Source organism: Rhizobium favelukesii (assembly GCF_000577275.2).
GTDB lineage: Bacteria > Pseudomonadota > Alphaproteobacteria > Rhizobiales > Rhizobiaceae > Rhizobium > Rhizobium favelukesii.
In genome coordinates this window covers 64471-84675 of the sequence record NZ_HG916853.1, presented here as the reverse complement: position 1 = coordinate 84675, position 20205 = coordinate 64471, and the positions used below count along the sequence as shown (strand labels likewise).

The following is a 20205-nucleotide window of genomic DNA, read 5'->3' as shown; positions in this document are numbered from 1 at the left end:
CATCCAAGACACGATCAGACGATCGGCCCGGCTGCTTTTCCGTCCCGGGCTCGGCGAAAAGCCCTTAACCACAGGGTCTTGCAGAACATCCAAATGTTCTGATGAAGATCAGGATGCAGCACGCAGTCGTCTCCGATTTTCTTTGGAAACGACTCGACATTGCACGCCAGGGTTTATGAAATTGTGTCGCTCAGCGGCAGTTTGTGCCAGAAGAAGGCGCGTCAGGCCGGTTGCCGCACCTCACTCGGACGAATCCACGGCGCTGTTTTTGCGTCTGTTTTTGATCAGCGTATAAATCTTTCGCAGGAGATCACGCTCTAACAGGATGACCAGCAAGCAGTAGATCATCCCACCGACGGCGGCGCCCACCAGAATCTGCAGGACTTCGTTCGGAATCATCCCGCCCCACGTATCAAGCAGGAAGCGGACGACAAGCGCCATCACCAGCGCCGCCAGCATGGGCCGGCTGCTGATGTAAAGACCTTTCAGGAACGGTGTGCCGTCGGCGCGAAACACCGCCCAGGAATATCCGACGAGCGTGACGGCGTTGACGATGCACAGCCAGATCATCGCGTTGATGAGAGAGCCCGAGGCTGCGCCATAGGCGACGGCAACGCAGGTGGCGATGGCCCGGATGATTGCCGACCAGAACAGCGCGCGACCGTGCCCAACGCCCTTGAGATAGGGAATGAACGTGCTGCAGGGTGTAAGAATGCCCTTGGACAGCGCAAGCAGGCCAAGGACAGGCCAGGCATAGGCCCATTGCTGTCCGAACAGGACACGCATGGCCGGTTCCGCCAATGCCCAGATACCGAACATCATTGGTGCCAGAAGCACGGTCGTCACCTGCGTGCTGAACATCAGGGCCTGCGACCGGCGCTCCTTGTCATGCATCATGCCGCTGAAGGCCGGGAACAGAACCCCCATGACAGCCGATAGAACCACCTGGTTTGGGATGCTCGCAAAACGGTTGGCAGCGGAATAGGCGCCGGCGTCAGCAAGGCCGAGATATCGCGAAATGATGACCATCGGCGACTGGAAGGTGATGAAGTTTGCGACTTCGGAACCCATCATGCCAAGGCTGAAACGGCCCAGGCCCAGAACCCGGCCCGGGTTGAACACGAACCGCGGCAGGTAATGGGATACGGCGTACAGGCCGCACAAGCGCACCAGCGCCGACGCGAACAGTTGCGCCATCAGCGCCCAGACACCCCACCCGAAGATTGCCAGAACGACGGCGACCACAGCTCCCAGCGATTCGGAAATCATCGACCACACGGCGTCCTTGGAAAAATTCATCCGCCGGGCAAGGAGCGAATAGGCGACATCTCCACCGAGCTGAAGGGGTATAAGAAAGCTCATGACTTTCAACAGGTAAGCTGCTTCCGGCGCACCCAGGAGCGCCGCAAAGAAGTCCGCGCCGATGAAGAGGCCCAGTGCCATGAGGCAGGAAATTGCAAGATTTGCCCAGAAGACGGAATGAACCGTTTCCATGTCCTCTTCCCGCTGGATCACCAGTGCGGAGGTCAATCCGGCACCACCAATCATCGCCAGAAATTGCACAACAGTCAGGGCGACGGCGACCGCTCCAAACTCCTCCGGCGTGAGGATACGAGCCAGAATCGGCACGGTGACAAACTTAAGCCCGAATGTGCTTGTCTTGGATAAAACGCTCCAACCGACATTGCTCGTAACGGATTTGACGTTAACTGTAGGGGGCATGGCGTACATCCTGTATGGCAATGGGAGGATCATCGAGAGGGAGGATGTTTGGGCACGAAGTTCAAAAATGACTGAGGCGGCTCACGAGGGAGGTCAAACTCCTCGACATCCGGGCCGCTACCCGAGGGAGGAAACCAGGGACATCTTCTAGAGAAACCGCAGGGGCGAAAAGATGGCAAAGTTTACGGTTATCATTCCTTACTACCAGAAACAGGCAGGAATCCTGCACCGGGCGCTGACGTCGGTCTTCGCGCAGACCTATCAGGATTTCGATATCGTCATCGTCGATGACCAGTCTCCGTTTCCGATCGAAACCGATCTCGACAGACTGTCTCAAGACGAGCGCGCCCGCGTCCGAGTCATCAAGCAGGCCAATGCCGGACCCGGCGGTGCAAGAAACACGGGTCTGGATAACGTCTCCTCTGAGGCGGAGTTTGTCGCCTTTCTGGACTCGGACGACCTTTGGACCAAGGATCATCTCCTCAACGCCCACGAGACGATGACCCGTTTCGAATCGGACTGCTACTGGGCATCGATAACAGGGGGAGATGCCTTCTATTACCATTTCGGCATGGCCGAACTGGAGAAAACCGAGACGGTCATCCGCCTCTCCGAAACGCCACTTTTGCTCGAGGTTCCGGATTTTCCGCAGGTCATGCTGCGCAACTGGAGCTTCCTTCACCTGTCCTGCATGGTGCTCGGCAGACGGCTTTTCGAGACCATACGATTTGAAGCCGAACTGCGGCTGGCGGCCGAAGACGTATTGTTCTTCTGCGATTGCGCCATTGCAGCCAAGCGGATCGTGCTGTGCAACGAACCCGGTGCGGTACGAGGCGAAGGCGTGAACATCTTTCACAGCATCGACAACGATTCTCCTCAATTTCTCTCGCAACAGTTCAATACCTGGGTTGCTCTCGACACTTTGGAAGGACGCTTTTCGCGCAAACCGACGGAAATCGCGTCCATACATTCCTACAAGCACACGGCGCGCCGGCAGGCGCTCTGGAGCCAGGCAAGGCGCATCAAACGGCGAAAGATGCCGCAGTTCGATCTGCTCGCCCGCTGGATTTGGCGCGACCCCAGGCTGTTGCAAAGTGCGTTCCAGCTTGCCGTGGGTAAACTATCCCGCTAGCCTTAGCAGGTGCAGCATTTTTTGCCACACCCATTGAAGCGCGTGATTGCTGAGGCAGATCACCCTTGAGAAACCTTCCGTAACGCACACAGGAGATGGTCATGGACCCATACTACTGGGAATCCGAGCACGGAAATTTTGGCGACGACCTCAACCTCTGGCTTTGGGACTTCCTGATTCCGGGTTTTCGAGACGTACACCCGGAGACCCTGCTCGTCGGTGTCGGTACGGTCCTCAACCGCGCCCTTTTGCCGGAAGGCCGCCACAAGCTGGTGCTCGGGTCCGGCTTCGGCTACGGCTCGTTGCCAGATATGAGCCACAGGGCGGAATGGGACATTCGCTGCGTTCGCGGACCCTTGACCGCTCAGAAAGTGGGTATCGATCCCAGGCTCGGAATCATCGATCCCGCCGTCATGGTCGCCGAAATGCCCGATTTCAGGAACCTGCCGAAGGTCCACAAGAAGAGTTTCGTGCCGCATTGGGAATCGGCAATCGCCGGCATGTGGCCGGCAGTCTGCACGATGGTCGGCCTGAACTACATCGATCCGCGCGGGGAGGCGAAGGACGTCATTCGCCAGATTGCGCAGTCGGAAATGATCGTGGCGGAATCCATGCACGGCGCTATTCTCGCCGATGCCTTCCGTGTGCCGTGGATCTCCGTGACGACCTCGGACAGCATCAACAGTTTCAAATGGAACGACTGGGCGCAGACCGTCGGCGTCACCTATCGACCGCGTCACGTTCCGGTCTCCAGCCGGGCCGAAGCGATCATCAAGGGTGCGCGATTCTGGGGCGTCGATTTCGATACGAACAGACCTGCCCTCGAGGATCCGAACAAGCGGAAGATTGACGGCAATGTCGCTTTGGCGGTGCAGGAACCGAGGCAGACTTCGCTGCGCGCCGCGGCAAAGCAGTTTCTGGCTGCCCCGTCGGCATTATCCCTGTGGCAGGCGATGCGGGCGTCCCCGCAACTGAGCGCGGATCAGGTCCTCGCCGACCGCAAGGATCAGTTCCTGCATGTGATCGAGAGCGTACGCCGCGATTATCTGTGACCGTCCGGCTCTTCAGCCACCATCACGCTGTTCGAGCGTTGCCTGGTGGCTGAAGCAGGTAGCGCAAGGCGCCGTCGCCTCCCAGCCCGATCAGGGCGTCGGCATTCCGGGTCCGAAAGCGTTCGGTTTTATCGCCCCATATCCCGCTGACAATCGCCGGGATCGCCGTCGGTCTTCCGGCCGCATGTGCGATGGCCGCTCCTGGGCCTGATTGCCGTTTGACGTCGAGGAATTCCCGCAGCGGAGTTGTCACATTATCGAGCGGAGAACGAACGACCGCGCGGCTGCCTAAGATCAGGCAATGGCACCCGTCACTATTTTCCAATGCGCCATGGCGCGGACACGATGAATGTGAGTGGCGAGAGCAGAGCGGCTGCGATGCTGTGCGACGAAGAGATTTCGGATGGCGGAGAAGGTCGTTGCCTCCAGCTGATCGGAAACCCTGCATCTGGTGCTCCCGTTTTCGCAGTGGCAGATGAGAATTCTCCGCTCGATTGTTGAGACCCTTATGAGACCGGTGTTCGACCGTTGGCATGAGGTCACGTTTGGCCGCACTATAGGAGCGGAGTTTGTCGGTGATGATCCGCTTGGGTGGCATGCCTTGCTTCTTCAGCAGCCTGCGCAGCAATCGCCTTGCAGCCCTGGTGTCGCGCCGGCTTTGAACGATTTCATCGAGAACGTAGCCGTCTTGATCGACGGCACGCCAAAGCCAGTGCTTTCGGCCGGCGATGGAAACCACAACCTCATCGAGGTGCCAGACGTCCTGGCGCGAAGGCTGCCTGCGACGGAGTTGCTTTGCGTAAGCCGGCCCGAATTTCCGTCCCCATCGCCGGATCGTTTCATACGAGACGATGATCCCGCGCTCCAGCAGTAGCTCCTCGACCAGCCGCAGGCTCAAAGGAAATCTGAAATACAGCCAGACCGCATGGGCGATGATCTGTTGCGGGAATCGGTGACGCTTGTAGCTGATGGATGACTTCTTCATCCCACCAGTTCTATGCCCTACCCACTGACATCTGGTTTATGTGACAACGCCCTCTCGCGACATCCCAGGATTCGATGGCGACGAGATTTGGGGGCATCCTGATAGCAAAGTCGCAATCTGGGTCAACATGTCGAAAGCAGCGATCGCTGCGATGACCCAACTCGTTGCTGCGAACAAGATAGTGGCGACGCCGACCAATGCACTGGTTTACGCCTTCGACGGCGGAATGCTCGACATGCCAATAGCAAAAAGCATCAAGCGGAAATACGCCAAGGCGCACTGGTTTCCGTTGGTTTTCGCCGGCAACCGCGAGGCTTCCCGATGAAAATCCTTGATCTTTACCCCGTTGTCGTAGGTGGCAACGGGGGCCTCAGAACGATTGCGGAGTTTGATCTCGAGCTTTCCGACACCGTCAGACTCCTCGGTCTCCGTCTCCTCGAAACGCCAGATGGTCGCCGGATTGTTTTGCCTCTTGCTGGCACATATCGTGGGACCGGAGGCATATCAAAACGGAAGAATCGTATCCGGGGCTAGTCGATTGATTCCAACACTTGGTGCCCTCGTCTGACGGCTGCGATGATGTCGTCAGGGTCTGCCTTCCAGATGAACGGCTTGGGCTGTTCGTTGTGCTCTTTGATAAAGCGGTTGATGGCTGCCTGAAGATCAACAACGGAATGGAAGACACCGTTTTTCAGTCGTCGCCGGGTGAGCTTAGCGAAGAACCCCTCGACGGCGTTCAACCAGGAACAGGATGTCGGAACGAAGTGGAAGGTCCAGCGTGGGTGCCGCGCCAACCAGGCCCGGACTTTGGGCTGTTTGTGTGTGGCGTAGTTGTCCAGGATGACGTGAACCGCCTTGTCCTTCGGCAACTGAGCCTCAATCGTGTTGAGGAAGCGGATGAACTCCTGATGCCGGTGGCGCTGCATGTTGCGGCCGATGACGGAGCCGTCGAGAACATTCAGGGCAGCGAAAAGTGTCGTGGTGCCGTGGCGCTTGTAATCATGGGTCATCGTGCCGGCACGACCCTTCTTCATGGGAAGACCCGGCTGCGTCCTATCCAGCGCCTGGATCTGACTTTTCTCATCGACGGAAAGGACAATCGCATGGGCCGGCGGCGAGACGTAGAGACCGACCACATCGTGAAGCTTCTCGGCGAAAGCCTTGTCGTTCGATAGTTTGAAGCTGCGCCACCGATGCGGTGCGAGACCATGCTCGTGCCAGATCTTGACGACTGAGGATGCCGCAATCCCCACAGCCTTTGCCATCGCACGAACAGTCCAGTGTGTGGCTTCCTGCGTGGGCGGCTCCTGCGTCAGGGCCACAACCCGGTCGACAAGGTCAAGCTCAAGCGGCGCAGTGCCGGGCGGCCGGCTCTTGTCGCGCAAAAGGCCGTCTACGCCTTCCGTCATAAAGCGCTCCTGCCAACGCCAGACGCAGGTCTTCGACTTGCCCGTCGCCTCCATGATCGCGACGGTTCCGAGACCCGCGTCGCTCATCAAAATAAACTTCGCCCGCCACACATGCTTTTGCGGCGAACTGCCCGCCGAAACGATTGCGTTGAGACGAACCCGGTCGTCAGCGGAAACCTCAAATGTGATACCTGTGCGCATGCCAGATCGTCGCATATGCGCGCAAAAATTGGAATCCTAAATCGGACTCTTTTGTCTCGATCAAACCACTAGGTCGCGCAAGCAAGCCGCTGAAGTCTTTAACTACAGCGCCAAAATGATTATGATGTCGCCGGAACTTTCAAAGCTCGCAAGAATTGTGCCGTCAGCGAAAATGATCGTTGGGCTGGCAAGAAATGTCGAATACCAGGCAAGTTCTGCGGAAGCAAAAAGCGCGCATGGCGGCTCGCCTGTCCTGGCGATTCTGGACGAAGTCGGGCAGATCAAAGGCCCGACCGATGACTTCGTCGAGGCAATCGAAACGTCACAGGGCGCCTATGATGGCAAGGCTATGCTTTTCGCCATCTCCACGCAGGCCGCTACCGACAACGACCTTTTCTCACGATGGATAGACGACGCTGAGACGTCGAAGGATCCACGCATTGTCAGCCACATCTATCGCCAGGAGCGGTCTCGCACGGCCGGCGGCAAGACCTTTGCCAAGGATCTCGGCTCGCCGATCTGGCGGGCCTCTTACGTGACAAAGCTTGTGAGAGCCAACACTGTCGACAAGTGGCGGGCGATCCTTGCCAGCATGGATGGCGGAATCCAGACGTTCCTCGGCGTCAACCTATCCCGTTGCTACCCGATCGCCTATCCTCGTGGATCTTGGCCAACGGGCGATGCATTCGATGGGGCCGGCGGAATTACCGGTATCGATTCCAATCGCAAGGTGATCAGCGTTCAGGGTTTCCCTCCGGGGTTCAAGCTGTCTGAAGGCGACATGATACAGGTCGGAACTACCGACTTGCATTGGGTGCAGTCTGATGCTGTAGCAAACGTCTCTGGCGTGTTTCCGACACTTGAAGTGCGGCCGCACCTCTGGCCGTCGGTCGCACCCGGCACGGCAGTGAGCGTCAAGCGCCCTCACTGCATCATGTCCATTGATCCTGACAGCGTCAGCTCGCAGACTGACCTTTCCACCGGAATGGGCTCCATTTCATTCGACGCCTGGGAGGCCCGCTGATGCCTCGCAATATGACTGCCGCCAACGTCGCGGCCTTGCAGGAGCGCCGTCTCGTTGCACGTGACTTCCTCTGGATAGTCGCCCGTGATCGGACGACGGGCGAACTTGTGCCCGATGGCACGTGGAGCGACTGGGGCGATGTTGCGGCCCAGGTCATCAATCCCGATACCGGCCTGACAGAAACCCGCAACTTCTACGGTTCCGGCACGCTGATTCAGATGAGCGATATTCCCCTCGTCAAGAATATGAGCGTGCAGAACATCACGATCCAGATGTCGCAGATCGATGACCACGTGCAGCAGCTCGTGCGCGATTATGACATTCGCCAGGCACGCGTGGAAGTCTATCGCGGTCTTTTCGATCCGGACGCCAGGCAGATGGTTGCGCCGGCTGAAAACCGCTTCGTCGGCTTCGCGGATAATCTCGTCATAGAGACACCAAGCGAAAACGAGACGGGCGGCGTCAGTCTGACCTGTGTCAGCCATACGCAAGAGATGACGCGAGCCAACGCCGAGACGCGGAGCCATGAGACGCAGGTTCTCCGAAATGTCGGTGACACTTTCTACAAAGACGCAGCCACAACGCCGACGTGGAAAATCTGGTGGGGCTCGCAAAAGGGCGTGGTGCCTACGCTGAAGAAACGCAAGAAGTTCCTAGGGATTTTCTAATGGACATTTACGAGGCGCGACTGAGCGACCTGCCGGCGCTCGTTGCGCTGGCAGAACGTTTCCACGGAGAAGCGGGCGGCTCGTATCCCTTCAAGGTTGACCGCGTGCGCGCATTCCTTGGCCAAGCGATAGCGAGTGCAGAATACCTCGCCATCGTTGCGGGCGATGCGCCTTGCGGATTCCTCATCGCGCGTGCGGGCAGCAACTACCTGACCGGCGAGCGCATGGCAGAAGAGGTGGCCATGTATGTGGATCCTGACCATCGCTCCGCAGGACTGGCCAGAGGACTTATCGCCAAGTTCGAAACGTGGGCCGCTTCATCGGGCTGCGCTGTCGTCAAGTTGACGGCGCAGCATTCGGCTCGGCCGGAAGCAGTGGCGCGGCTCTACTCGAGAAGCGGCTATGCCGCAGCCGAAACGGCTTTCATCAAAAGGCTTTAACCTCGTCTGGTCGAATACCTGGGGTAATGATGGAGATACGCCGAACGCCTGGTTTACTCAGGTCATCGCGATTTCCGATTTGCCAATCACCGGCCTCGTCGAGATCTGGGTCGATGGCAAGAAGGTGACCTATGATCCGGCCGGCAACAACAACACGGCCTTCGGTTATTCGATCCCGGATTACGAAAACAGCGGCCCGAACCTCTACGTCAAATTCTACAATGGCAAGCAGACGGCCGCTGATCCGGCGCTCTACACCTATGCCCAGAGCATAGAGCGCCCCTGGGGCGCGGACCGGATCGGCTACGGTGTGGCCTATGCGGTTGTGCATGCTCGCGCGACCAGGAACATGTTCAGCGGCTTCCCGGCCGTGACCTTCGTCGTTGACGGCATCCCGCTCTACGATCCTTCGAAGGACTCCACCGTCGTCGGCGGCTCCGGACCGCAACGCTATAGCGATCCGTCGACCTGGGGCGGCGATGGCGACCGGCTTCCGGCCGTTCAGACCTACAACATCATGCGCGGCCTTCGCTTCGGAACCCGCTGGGTCTACGGTGTTCAGGGCCTGACGACTGCGCGGCTGCCGGTGCAAAACTGGATCACGGCAATCAACGAGTGCCGCAAGGTTATCGTTTCTGTCTCCGGTGACGGCACACAGTATCGATCGGGCGGCGAGATCTCCGTTGATCAGCCTGTCAATGCGACCGTCGAGAACCTTTTGACGGCGTGCCAAGGCTCGCTCTCGGAGATCGGTGGCGTCTATCGCCTGTTTGTCGGCGAGCCCGGTACGCCAACGATCAGTTTCACGGATGACGATATCCTGTCGACCGACGGGCAGACGTTCACGCCGTTCTACGGCTTGGCGGACACCATCAACGGTATCAACGGGACGTATCCCGAGCCGGCCAATGGATGGGTGACGCAGACTGCGCCTCCATACCTTCGGCCAGATCTGGAAGCGAAGGACGGCAACCGACGACTCCTGGCTGATGTGTCTTTTGACCTGGTGCCGTATGCCGAGCAGGTGCAGCGGTTGATGAAGTCGGCGCTCCTTGCCGCGCTCCGAGCTCGCCGACACACGATCGTGCTGCCGCCAAGCTTCTGGCCGTATGCGGTGCCCGGCGAGGTCATCCAGTGGACATCGGTCCGCAATGGCTACGCGAACAAGTGGTTCGTGATCGACGGTGCAGTCGACCGCGGCAATCTCGATGTGATGGTCGACATCACCGAGGTTGATCCGTCAGATTACGATTGGGACTCGGAAACGGAGTTCCATCCGCCGGTTGATGGTGCCGTTGGCCCTGTCGTGCCGCAGCCTCAGCCAATTATCGATTGGTTCATCGAGCCGTACACGCTGCTCGATAACGCCAGCAACAGCCGCAGGCCTGCAATCCGCATGGTTTGGGACAACTCGCCGGGCGGGCTGGTTGGCGTCATCGGCGTGCAATGGGAGGTGCGTGATGCCGAAACCTTCGTAGTCGTCTATCGCGGCAACACCCTTCGCGCTGACGTCGGCTCTGTCATCATCGCGCAGAACCTCTTGCCGAATAATGCCTATGGCGTACGCGGGCAGCTCGTGCCGTCCGATCCCGACCGGCTCATGGAATGGAGCGACTGGCTCCCGGTCACGACGCCCAACGTCCGGCTGACGGATATGGATATCTATCTGCCGGGTGTCGTTGAGGGGGTTAAGGAGCTCGTCAACGATGCGACGGCATGGATCAGAGACGGGACCCGTCAGACCATCCTTGAGGCCCAGCGCATCTCACGCCTGCAAGCCGACGAGGACTTCGGCAAGTTCCTGGCGCGTCAGCAGTTGCGCACGGAAATGGTGCTGACGAATGGCAGCATCACGGCCAGCTACCTCAATGCCATCACGATCGCCACCGGGCCGAATTCGGCTCTGGCGCTGCGCCTGGAGGATCTGGAGGTCTATGTCGATACCACGGTCGCCACGGCGATCGACTCGCTGCAGGTGCAGATCGACGAGCAAGGCGATGCACTGGCGTCTGCTATCACCTCGCTTTCTGCCGCATCCAATACGGGTGACGTTGCGACGGCGAATTTCCGAATGACCTTGAACGCGGGGCCGTCTGGCTATGCGGCGCGTATCGGCGCGGAGGCACGCGCGGGAGGCGCTGGCAGCTTCAAGGCAGCGGCCTGGTATCTCGACGTCCCGAGTTCACCGTCGCAGCCCACGCGCTTCCTCGTGGTCGCCGAGCAGTTCGTTGTTGCCAACCAAGCCGACCTTGGCAACGTGAGCAACCCGCTCGTCTTTCAGTCCGGCGTGCTGTCACTGAACGTCGCAAATATCGGCACGGTCAACGGGCAGATCACCTTTGCAGGAGCCGGCTCGGCCAACGTCGGCCTGACGAAGGCCTATAGTTACCCACCTTTCATCATGCTCAAGTCGAGTATCGGGGTTGTTCCCGGTCACCCGAATCTATGGGCGACAATCAACGTCAACAGCTTCGTCGTGACGATCTCCACCGGTTCGCCCACACGGTGACCTGGTACGCGTTCGACGAGCTCGTGTAGGAGCCGCAATGTCCGAAGAGAACAAAATCACTATTTCGCCGCAGGTGCAGCTTGTCGAGACGGCAGCGCAGAAGAGTTTTCTCGAGCAACGAGTGCTGATGCTGTCTCAGCTTCTCCACGACAAGGCCGAAGAGGTCTTAGCCCTACAGCGTGACGTTAACGAGCGCAATGAGGGCAATGCCGAGCTGGCAAGACGCGTCGAGGAACTGACGGCCCGCTTGCAAGCGGCCGAGGCAAACGCCGCCGAGTTCGAGCGGCAGCTTTATCTTGCCCGCAATCAAACACCATCGACGGCTGAAACCGAAACTCCAGAGGCGATCTAATGGCTGCCATTCTTCCGTCTTCCTACAAGGAGGGCACCGCAACGGTTGCCGACGGCAGCACGGCAGTAACCGGCATCAATACCTTTTGGGGAACTCCCAACGGTGAAGGCAACCCGATTCTGCCGGGCGACTGGTTTGGCGTGCATAAGGGCTATGCGATCCGCATCGCCTCCATCGAGGGCAACGGTGCGCTGACGCTGGCCAATCCTTGGCCCGGCCCGTCGCAGACGGATGCTGCCTACGAGGTCATGCTCCAGAGCGACAACGCCCGCATGGCGACGTCGACTCGTCAACTTCTGCAGCAGCTTATGAATGGCAACATAACGGCATTCTCCGGCTTGACTGGCCAGCCAAACACCGTGCCGTACTTTACCGGGCCGGGCGCTATGGGCCTGCTTACGAGGCAGGATCTGACGCAGGGCGTCAACTACGATGTGCAGGTTGATGCGCTTGCAGATCGCGCCGCCTGTGACTTGCAGGTTCCGGGCTACGCTGTTTTGGTGTCCGACGTCGGCGACGGGCGGGCGGCTATATATTCGAAGGTAACGGCATCTTCCGGAGATTGGAGCGATCCTGCGTACATCACAGGACCGCGCGGCCTTAACTGGAAATGCGTTTGGAGCGGCGCGACGGCGTACGAGAAAGACGACGCTGTCAGCTACAACAATGCATCGTGGATTGCGCTCGTCGACAACACCAACGTGGCACCTGTAGCGGGAGCCACCTGGGGCTTGCTCGCAGCGCGTGGCGCTACCGGAGCGACCGGCGTTAACCCCCGCGGGGCTTACGACAATGCTACGGCCTACGCGGTCACTGATTCCGTTCTCCACAACGGCTCGACTTGGATTGCAATCGCGGCGACAACCGGCAATGCCCCGCCGAACTTGCCCACCACGTCAAATACTTGGTGGCAGCTTCTCGCGCAAAAAGGCACGGACGGAACGGGTATAGGCGACGTCGTCGGTCCAGCCGGCGGTGTTGCTACAGATGATTTCGCGGCATTCAATTCATCCACGGGCAAACTCATCAAGAAACTTACTGACGTTCAAGTAAACGATCGTATTGGCATGGAATACCTGAAGGGTGGAGAGCTATCCAGATCATCTGCAACGGTGATCGGCATAGCAGTACTCGAAGGCAAAAAAAGTGGGGTATTCGTCAAAACCTCGGCCGCGTTCACGTAGCAGATCAATGCCGCTTGGGTTAAGGGCACGGGAAATGGTGGCCTAGATACTGGATCAATCGCGGCGAACTCAAGTTATCATGCCCATGCGATACGTCAGACAAGCACTGGCGACACGGACGTATTGATCTCAGGCTCGGCAACCGCACCAAATTTGCCTTCTGGTTGGGTTTTGTCTCAGCGACTTGGAGCACTCAGAACCAACGCTTCGTCGCAGATTATCGATTTCACTCAAGTCGGAAATCGAACAATATGGGCGACATCTGTGCTGGACTTCGCCTCTACCACCCGTACGTTAGCGCCAATTGCAATAAGCGTTCCACTGGGTGTCCGCGTGCAGGCATTGTTCCAAGTCAAACCCATAGCCGCCAGCAGCCTCGTGGCCGTCGTAAACGTGGGTTATCAGGAATTCTATAGCACCACGACTGCCACCTACACTGCGCTAGAAAGCGGATATGACACCGATGTGGCGGGCTCCATTCCTCTTGGCTGCATCGGCAGTCCGCACGCGACCCTCCAATGGGAGTTTCGCACTCGCGGCTGGGTCGATGTAACAATCCCAAGAATTGGAGGGTAGTATGAACGTTTATTACGTCCAAAGGCGCGATGGGAAGATTGTTTCGGTGTCTCCGCTCCCTCAAGAGGGGTTCGATGATATCGCGGTGCCGATTGACGATCCAGAATTGGTCACGTTCTTCAATCCTCCCGGGCCGGATCCAGCGACGTTGAAGCAACAGCTTAGGGCATCGATAGACATCGCCGCTGAGACTGAACGGTTGAAATACATCACCGGCGGATCTGGTCAGGCCATGCCCTATCAGCAGAAGTCAGACGAGGCGAAGCGGTATCTGGCCGCCATCGAAGCTTCCGAGGCGCTGGAACTTTCCAGCTTTCCGCTGTTGGCCGCCGAAGTCGGGATTACCGCGCCGACCATCGGCGAGGTTGCGAACGTCATCTACGCCGCATTCACGCAATGGCAGGTCATCGGCGGCGCGATCGAGGCCGTGCGCCTTGGAACCAAAGCCGCGATAGAAATCGCGGTGACCGTCGCCGAGGCAGAAACGGCAGCCGCTGCCGCAAGTTGGCCTAACGCCTGACAGTCGCTTCCCGGCATTGATCGGGCGGCTGGAGCTGTTTCGGAGCTCCAACGACGGGTCTTAGTTTGGCGACCAGTCCCGTCCGACGCAGCATTTACAACCGTCACACCCGTCCCTGCAGGGCGGCGAAAGAGTTGATCATCTGTCCGTTAAGTCCCCGACAGATAGCCACACGGGTTGCTATATTACAATGCATTCGTACGAGTTGAGGTTGCAAACCTCGTCCGCCGCCATAGCTTGGTTATGATGGCTTGGGTTGCGAACGAATCCGGACTTTTTTGATGGCCTGGACGGTGAAACTTCAAGATCGCGCTCTAACGATCACGACAGAGGCATTCGATGCTTTCATAGCGCATTTTGTACGCGATGAGGAGCTTCTTTCCCGGATGTCTGAATCGTGGTGGCGCGACATCTTCGTACACATGATCGCCTTTGGCATCGACCCAACCGAGGTCATCGACGCAGTCCACGACGTAGAGGCCGGCAAGCCGAATAGCGATGTAACTGTGACGGAATTCAAGGACGAGTCGCTTAAGGCGTTATGGCACAAACATTACTTCTCGGCACGCTACCTCCCTGCCAATATCTTCCCAGCGCGTGGAAGGTACGGCCTCAATACCATGGTCGATGAAATCCTCGATCCGGTGAAATACCAAGTCATAACACCTCAGGCTATTGATGAGCTAGCGCAAGCAGTAGCAACCTTGCCGGTCGAAAAGCGCAATACGGACGGAAAGATTACGGGAAAATGGGTGATATTCACCAAGAATGATGGGAAGAACTACTATCTCGGCCTCGCCCGGACGATCAGTGACCTTCAACAGGACTTTGATTTGTAGCGCTGGAGGTGCGGCGCGCGGAGACTTTGCCATTCGTGGCCATGACAGACAAGAAGCCCGCCGGGGTCGGGCGGGCTTCATAACGCATCACAGAAGAAACTGACCGCATCTCGGTCGGCCTCATAAAAGCACAACCGGCGATTGCCGGCACGTCAACCAATAGGCGTGGATTGTCTACCTGTCAGCGAAAAAATCACTGGCCGCTCCGTTCAAAAATCGAACGCCATATTGTCCTTTGCGTAGCTTTTGCGAAATTCTTCTTCCCAGGGGTCGAAGAATTCCTCGCCTTCAGGCAGCGGTGCACGTAAAGGCGGTTCATCGCGTTTGGTCGGGTTTTCAGAATCGAGCATTGTTCACCTCTCAGCCGCAATTAACGGGATGAACGTTTGAGGGCTACTATGGGTCGAACACTTATCTGGGGAGGTTGACAAATTTCGTGAGTGGTCTATCGCACCCTGCCTTCAGCGAAGAATGTATCTCACCACGTATCGAAACACGGCCGGCGCGGCGACGATAATCACGACTACTAGCGCCAACCAGCGCCTGCCGTAGGTAAAATACACCCACGGGAGCACGGACCAGAGACCGTAGATCACGAGCGCGGCAGCGAGCGCACTCAGGATGATGGTTGCACGGCCGTACCGAGCGACGTTCTTCGGATCGTAATCGGGCGTATTGATTTCTGCGCCTCTTCCTTTGGTTAGCGCCTCTTCTTTACCACGCAATCGGGAGCGTTTTTATGGACCGCAAGCATTTCTTCGATGCTGTGCTGCCAGCTTAACGGACGCTACAAAAATCAGGACATCCCCATGAATCTCATCCCCGACTGGCGCCGGGTGCTTTCGCGCGCCTGGTCGCTGCGGCTCATGGAGCTCGCGGCGCTGGCCGACATCATCCTCAATCTGGTCCCGGCCGTGTCCGACTACCTGCCGTGGTGGCTGACGCTGCTGCTGCTTGGCGGGGCGTACGTCGGCCGCATGCTGGCGCAGCCTGAAGCGGCGGAACACAAGGAAACCACTGATGAAAACAAGGCTTAAGGCCGCGGGCGGCGGCCTAGCAGCGCTGACGCTCGCAGGATCGATGGCAATCCAGACTGTCGGCGGCTTTGAAGGGCTGCGGCTCTACGCATACCGCGACGTGGTCGGCATCTGGACCGCTTGCTACGGCGCGACCAAGGACATCAAGCCGGGGATGAAATTCTCCAAGGCGACTTGCGATAACATGCTCGTTGACAGCCTCATCGTGCATGAGCAGGGGATGCGCGCGTGCCTTAAGGCACCAGACGCATTGCCGATCGAGACCTACGTCGCCGGTCTGTCTCTCACCTACAACGTCGGTGTCGGCACGTTCTGCAGGTCCACTGCGGCCCACAAGTTGAACGCTGGCGACATACGAGGCGCGTGCGATTCACTCACCATGTTCAACAAGGCGGGCGGCCGAGTAGTGGGCGGGTTGGTAAAGCGGCGCGCGCAGGAAAAGGCGCTTTGCCTCAAGGCGGTCGCATGAACTCCACCAAAATCACCAACTACATTTTCTACGGTCTGGCGATCCTTTCCTCGCTCGTGGGCGGCCTGCAATTGTTCGACTGGTCTGCATTCCTGACGAAGGATCAGACAATCGCCGTCATGAGCGGGATCAACGCTTTCGGCGCGATTATCAAGGGCTGGATAGCGACCGCTGAAGTCATGGCCAAGCAGATCGCCGCCGCGCAGGTGGCGCAATGATCGGCGCAATCGCAAGACTCCTTGGCGTCGACAAGTGGCTTGTCAGCGCCGTCGGCGCGCTGGTCCTCGCCGCTTTTGTCTTCTTTGCGGCCAGCACAGCCTGTAACCGGATTTACGATTCCGGATATCAGGCTGCGGCCGGAAAATTCACGGCAGAAATCGCCGAGATGAAGCGGCAGGCCGTAACGGCGCGCGATGCTGAGATCGAACGGCAGTCTGCAGCGCAGGACGCAGCCAAAGCTCGCGAGGCTACCCGCATTGCTGCGATGCAGTCCGAAAGCGAATCCCTCCAAACTCAAATCGAGGAGCTACAGCGTGAAGCTGACCAAGATCCTGATGCTGGTCGCGTTGTGCTTAGCGCTCCCAGCGTGCGCCGCATCAACCAGATCCGATAAGCTGGTCGTCGTCCCGCCGTTGCCCAAGCTCACCAAGCCGGACAGCGTATTGCTCGAGCGGTGCGTCGGGCCTGTCGACCTGGGCGACAAGGAGCTAACTCTGGCACTCCTTGAATATTACTGGAAGAAAGACCGGGCCAGACTACTATCGTGCGCCCGCAAGCACCTCGAGCTACGTGACTTCTACGCCGACCGCGACGCCGGACTGACGGGTAAGGTGGTGACGAAATGACCACGATTAAATTGCGGTGCGATACCGCCGACCTAGAAGACTACTTGTCAGCGCTTTTCGCGGCGAGCGAGCTTCTTCCGGAAATCCGCCAAGGTCTTGTCGGCCTTCTTGATTCCGGCGAAGAGCTTTTCTGCGTCCACAGTGACTGCATTGCTGCATCCGTCACAGGTGAATTGCTTGTTCGCTTTCAACCAAGCGACGCTCTTCTTCGTCTTCTGTCCGCATCCGGGGCATGGAATGTTGATTTCAACATCTTCGAACATGCAACTTCTCCGATTGATGATTCGAATGTGATCACAGCCCGCGAGGCTTCGCAATGACGCCAGAAGAAATCATGAAGGTGGTGCTGTTCTTCCTCACGGTCGCCGGCTCCGGCTGGGCGATCTGGTGGCGCATTGAGGGCAAGGTCGCGGAAAACCGCAAGGACATCGAAAAGGTCGCAGAAACGTTGGCATCCCACAAGCTTCACGTGGCCGAGCAGTACGTTTCAAAGGCTGGGCTTCGCGAGACGACTGACCAGATCATGGAGGCGATCAGCGGGGTGAAGGCGGCTGTCGACAATATGACGCTCCGCGTAGATCGGATTGTCGAGAACCAGTCGAACTCGCGAACGCAAAATCGCTCATAGATAAGGCGGCAATACCTCTTTTGGATGACGTAGTGCATCTTAAGGTTTAAATATTATGGCGTTTCTATTCAATTTAAACTGGCGTCCGTTATACCGAAGTGCAACTAGGTTGGAGGATGATGCAATGCGCAATCTTTTGGTCAGCGCGTTTCTCGCTATACTCTTTGCCGTATGCGCGGAACGTGCGAACGCCTATGACACGAGCGGCGTTCACGCATTCTTTAATGATGACAAAAATCAGTTCGTAGATCTTTGGCTCAACAACGATGGCAACGTCACGATAAAGGCTAGTAATGGCAGGCCTTGGAGACCGATGTGGGTAGTCGCACATGCGAACTTCATGTCTGGAGGTCAGAGCGTCGCGAAGAAGGATTATCATGTCTATTGCCCTTCACCAAACGCTGGCGGAAAGGGTGCCGAAACGTGGTTCAAATTTGTGGGGCCGGGCGTTTCCGGAATCGACAAGATTGGTCTCAGCACTAACAAAGAGAAGCCCTGGGGGAAGCCGAAAGGCGAATGGACAATCATGATTTCCACGTCGGCTCCCGCTCCTTAAGCAATCAGGCCGCCTCCTCCTTAATCGGGGAGGCGGCTTTTTCTGTTGTGCAATATTAGTCACGTCGTGATCAGTCCTGGTGCGCCAGGCAGCCTGCTAAAAAGCTACCGATACGGTTGCAGTGATCTTGCCGCCGATTCCTCCAAAGCCAATGTCAATGTTGACACATACCTCTGCACATACCTTAGCTCGACTTTGTACATTATGCAGCGAAGCAAAGTGCTTGTGTCATCCGCTTGAGGCGGCTTGGTTGAGTTTCAGGAATGTCCGGGTCTGGCGGGTGCTGTCGATAAATATCCTGATCCCACAGGATCATGCGAACCGCACCGATGGCATCGGAGAAGGTGAACTCTGTTTTCTTGTACCAGGCGGCGGCATAGGGAAGGACGCCATGACCGAGCAGATCGCATGCCCAGAGTGTGACGAGGCTGTAGAGCGCCAGCAGCGACGGGGTCGTGCGCATGATGGCTTTGTCGTTCCACTGCCGTTGGGTTTCCACGCCAAGATGCGCTCGCGTTTCGGCGAAGGTGACCTCGATCTGCCAGCGCCGAACGAAATAGGCAATGATCTGAGCGGGCTCAAGGTTGACGTTGGTGCTCATGAACGCCTGGGGTTCACGACGGCCTGATGGATCGCGAACGAGAACCCAGCGAATTGGTCTTGGGGGCGTTCCACGCCGATACCAGAGGCCGGTTCCTGATGTGACATCAAGGGTTTTGTCGGTTTGCTTGCCGTACCAGGACGATGCGACGATGCGCTGCCACTCGGTCTTTGCGTCTTTGAGGAGCGTTTTCAGTTTCGGCAATGGCCTGCCTTTTTGCGCCGGTCGCCCGAGCGTATGTTCGTGCCGTTGATCTGGTGGAGCAAAGAGACTGGCATCCAGACGCAACCGCGTGATGAGAGTGGCCGTGTCGGGAAGAGCCGCAGCCAGTGTATGAACGGCAAAGCTGCTATCGCCGACAAAGATGATTTCGCGGCCCGGCAGCCAGCGGCAAAGCTGCAAGACGCCTTGCCTTGCCCAATCAGTCAGCAGCTTGTGCTTTCGGCCCTTCTTCTGATCATGGCGCTCAGAGGGACACAGGATCGTCAGCACCGGCAGGGCTTTAATACATTTTGCCCATGGGACAGGTGAAAGAACCATGAAGCTCAACCATCTCAAGCCGCTGGCCTTGACAAAGTGGCCATGGCTGGAGCGCACCGGGTCACGATAAATTCCACGCGCGGCGATGCGTTGGCCCCAACGCCGTTCGATTGTATCATCCATGCCAATCACGACAGGGCCCTCGGGCACGAGCCGGGCAACAATGATGGACAGCAGACGGGCCGCCAACGTGCGAGGGTTCCAGCGGGCTCGGTTGAGGAGTTGATGATAGGCGGCAAAATTACTTACCTCCGCGCGTCCGGTGATGCGCAGGCAGGCCGTCACCGTTCGCTTGCCAGGCGAAAGGAGCGCACCCATCACCAGGACCAGCAGATGCTCCCAGCTTGGCGCGGTAAACCAGAAACGAAACGGCGACAGCCATTTGCGAAGGATGTGGGGGACCGCGTCTCCCGGCTCACGGCTACAATCATGTTGTTCGCTCATCCATTCGTTCGAATCCGATCAAACGAATGGCGCAAGGCCGGGACCCTGCGGCGAATTGATTCACCCAGGGCTGCTCAGATGCCCCCGAAATCACCACCGATTTTGTACAAAGTCGAGCTTAGCACCGCCAACAGTCTGACAAACCTTGAGGCACTTCTTGAATTTTTTCTCGACTACGCCCGAGTCTGGAGGAACTACTACGGGTGGATAGGTGACAACCATTCGGAGCCGACCAGGCTCGTCTTTTCGCTCCGTCGCTTGCTCTGCGTCGTGACCCTCCTCCAACGAAACTATGGAAGCTCCCACCAGGTCGGAGGGAATCTTTAATCCGAATGCTCTCGCGAGATGCGTAACGTCCTCGTCGCCAACGAGTTTACCATCTCCTATGCGCTCGGTGAGTTCGACGAAAAACCTTCCCGTGTTCGCAACGGTGTCCATACCATCAAGAAAAAGGTTTAGGGGCATTTCTCAG

23 protein-coding genes and 2 pseudogenes are annotated in these 20205 nt (G+C 57.9%); 18 read left to right on the top strand and 7 right to left on the bottom strand.

Features of this window, described 5'->3' with window-relative positions; translation table 11 throughout:
- Positions 1-240: 240 nt before the first annotated feature.
- Positions 241-1722: a lipopolysaccharide biosynthesis protein gene (locus LPU83_RS59590; RefSeq protein WP_024318835.1), complete on the bottom strand. Its 1482-nt coding sequence runs from the start codon at positions 1720-1722 to the stop codon at positions 241-243.
- Between the two features lie 172 nt (positions 1723-1894).
- Between LPU83_RS59590 and LPU83_RS59585 the strand changes: the two genes are divergently transcribed.
- Together LPU83_RS59585 and LPU83_RS59580 are read left to right on the top strand one after the other, a co-directional pair.
- Positions 1895-2854, top strand: coding sequence for a glycosyltransferase family 2 protein (locus tag LPU83_RS59585; RefSeq protein ID WP_024318836.1), 960 nt, complete (start codon positions 1895-1897; stop codon positions 2852-2854).
- Between the two features lie 101 nt (positions 2855-2955).
- On the top strand, positions 2956-3906 hold the full coding sequence (locus tag LPU83_RS59580) for a polysaccharide pyruvyl transferase family protein (RefSeq protein WP_024318837.1): 951 nt from the start codon (positions 2956-2958) through the stop codon (positions 3904-3906).
- A gap of 294 nt (positions 3907-4200) precedes the next feature.
- Here the strand turns inward: LPU83_RS59580 and LPU83_RS59575 are convergent.
- Positions 4201-4891, bottom strand: a pseudogene (locus LPU83_RS59575) (IS6 family transposase).
- A gap of 151 nt (positions 4892-5042) precedes the next feature.
- Between LPU83_RS59575 and LPU83_RS59570 the strand changes: the two are divergent.
- Positions 5043-5216, top strand: coding sequence for a hypothetical protein (locus LPU83_RS59570; protein ID WP_157997372.1), 174 nt, complete (start codon positions 5043-5045; stop codon positions 5214-5216).
- Positions 5217-5421: 205 nt separating this feature from the next.
- On the opposite strand, the gene LPU83_RS59565 is transcribed toward LPU83_RS59570, so the two are convergent.
- A complete protein-coding gene (locus tag LPU83_RS59565; protein WP_037069542.1) occupies positions 5422-6501 on the bottom strand; it encodes an IS630 family transposase in 1080 nt (359 codons plus the stop codon).
- A gap of 70 nt (positions 6502-6571) precedes the next feature.
- On the opposite strand from LPU83_RS59565, the pseudogene LPU83_RS73505 reads away from it, so the two are divergent.
- The 8 genes and pseudogenes from LPU83_RS73505 to LPU83_RS59525 all read left to right on the top strand — a co-directional run.
- Positions 6572-6958, top strand: a pseudogene (locus tag LPU83_RS73505) (terminase large subunit); the annotation flags it as partial.
- A 566-nt stretch (positions 6959-7524) separates the two neighbouring features.
- Entirely contained in the window at positions 7525-8193 is a 669-nt protein-coding gene (locus LPU83_RS59555) for a hypothetical protein (protein ID WP_024319226.1), read from the top strand.
- Entirely contained in the window at positions 8193-8633 is a 441-nt protein-coding gene (locus LPU83_RS59550; RefSeq protein ID WP_024319225.1) for a GNAT family N-acetyltransferase, read from the top strand. Before LPU83_RS59555 ends, LPU83_RS59550 begins: the two co-directional genes overlap by 1 nt.
- Positions 8596-11142, top strand: coding sequence for a phage tail protein (locus LPU83_RS59545; protein ID WP_244656154.1), 2547 nt, complete (start codon positions 8596-8598; stop codon positions 11140-11142). Before LPU83_RS59550 ends, LPU83_RS59545 begins: the two co-directional genes overlap by 38 nt.
- Before the next feature lie 37 nt (positions 11143-11179).
- Positions 11180-11494, top strand: coding sequence for a hypothetical protein (locus LPU83_RS59540; RefSeq protein WP_024318928.1), 315 nt, complete (start codon positions 11180-11182; stop codon positions 11492-11494).
- Complete coding sequence (locus tag LPU83_RS59535; RefSeq protein ID WP_024318929.1) at positions 11494-12678, top strand: hypothetical protein; 1185 nt, start codon at positions 11494-11496, stop codon at positions 12676-12678. Before LPU83_RS59540 ends, LPU83_RS59535 begins: the two co-directional genes overlap by 1 nt.
- A 577-nt stretch (positions 12679-13255) precedes the next feature.
- Complete coding sequence (locus LPU83_RS59530) at positions 13256-13774, top strand: hypothetical protein (protein ID WP_024318930.1); 519 nt, start codon at positions 13256-13258, stop codon at positions 13772-13774.
- A gap of 281 nt (positions 13775-14055) precedes the next feature.
- Positions 14056-14613 (top strand): hypothetical protein, encoded by a 558-nt coding sequence (locus tag LPU83_RS59525; protein WP_024318931.1) that lies wholly within the window; start codon positions 14056-14058, stop codon positions 14611-14613.
- Between the two features lie 209 nt (positions 14614-14822).
- Here the strand turns inward: LPU83_RS59525 and LPU83_RS73185 are convergent, their stop codons facing one another.
- Both LPU83_RS73185 and LPU83_RS59520 read right to left on the bottom strand, forming a co-directional pair.
- Positions 14823-14963 carry a hypothetical protein gene (locus LPU83_RS73185; RefSeq protein WP_167546222.1) on the bottom strand — a complete coding sequence of 47 codons (141 nt, stop codon included), beginning with the start codon at positions 14961-14963 and terminating at the stop codon, positions 14823-14825.
- A 111-nt stretch (positions 14964-15074) separates the two neighbouring features.
- The gene (locus tag LPU83_RS59520; RefSeq protein ID WP_024318932.1) at positions 15075-15338 is read right to left on the bottom strand and encodes a hypothetical protein; all 264 of its coding nucleotides are present in this window, start codon (positions 15336-15338) and stop codon (positions 15075-15077) included.
- An 84-nt stretch (positions 15339-15422) separates the two neighbouring features.
- Here LPU83_RS59520 and LPU83_RS59515 point away from each other — a divergent pair, with 84 nt between their 5' ends.
- The 7 genes from LPU83_RS59515 to LPU83_RS59480 all read left to right on the top strand — a co-directional run bounded on the left by LPU83_RS59515 (position 15423) and on the right by LPU83_RS59480 (position 18148).
- A complete protein-coding gene (locus tag LPU83_RS59515) occupies positions 15423-15650 on the top strand; it encodes a DUF7940 domain-containing protein (protein ID WP_024318933.1) in 228 nt (75 codons plus the stop codon).
- Positions 15634-16119 carry a lysozyme gene (locus LPU83_RS59510; RefSeq protein WP_024318934.1) on the top strand — a complete coding sequence of 162 codons (486 nt, stop codon included), beginning with the start codon at positions 15634-15636 and terminating at the stop codon, positions 16117-16119. Before LPU83_RS59515 ends, LPU83_RS59510 begins: the two co-directional genes overlap by 17 nt.
- A complete protein-coding gene (locus LPU83_RS59505) occupies positions 16116-16337 on the top strand; it encodes a hypothetical protein (protein ID WP_024318935.1) in 222 nt (73 codons plus the stop codon). Before LPU83_RS59510 ends, LPU83_RS59505 begins: the two co-directional genes overlap by 4 nt.
- Positions 16334-16732 carry a hypothetical protein gene (locus LPU83_RS59500; protein ID WP_024318936.1) on the top strand — a complete coding sequence of 133 codons (399 nt, stop codon included), beginning with the start codon at positions 16334-16336 and terminating at the stop codon, positions 16730-16732. The genes LPU83_RS59505 and LPU83_RS59500 overlap by 4 nt, the downstream gene beginning before the upstream one ends.
- A gap of 228 nt (positions 16733-16960) precedes the next feature.
- Positions 16961-17284, top strand: a complete 324-nt coding sequence (locus LPU83_RS59490) for a hypothetical protein (RefSeq protein ID WP_157997371.1) — start codon at positions 16961-16963, stop codon at positions 17282-17284.
- Positions 17281-17592, top strand: coding sequence for a hypothetical protein (locus tag LPU83_RS59485; protein ID WP_024318939.1), 312 nt, complete (start codon positions 17281-17283; stop codon positions 17590-17592). Before LPU83_RS59490 ends, LPU83_RS59485 begins: the two co-directional genes overlap by 4 nt.
- Positions 17593-17716: 124 nt before the next feature.
- The gene (locus LPU83_RS59480) at positions 17717-18148 is read left to right on the top strand and encodes a hypothetical protein (RefSeq protein ID WP_024318940.1); all 432 of its coding nucleotides are present in this window, start codon (positions 17717-17719) and stop codon (positions 18146-18148) included.
- A 202-nt stretch (positions 18149-18350) separates the two neighbouring features.
- Here the strand turns inward: LPU83_RS59480 and LPU83_RS59475 are convergent, their stop codons facing one another.
- Positions 18351-19733 carry an IS701 family transposase gene (locus LPU83_RS59475; RefSeq protein WP_037068948.1) on the bottom strand — a complete coding sequence of 461 codons (1383 nt, stop codon included), beginning with the start codon at positions 19731-19733 and terminating at the stop codon, positions 18351-18353.
- A 90-nt stretch (positions 19734-19823) separates the two neighbouring features.
- A complete protein-coding gene (locus LPU83_RS59470) occupies positions 19824-20198 on the bottom strand; it encodes a hypothetical protein (protein ID WP_040680753.1) in 375 nt (124 codons plus the stop codon).
- Positions 20199-20205: the final 7 nt, after the last annotated feature.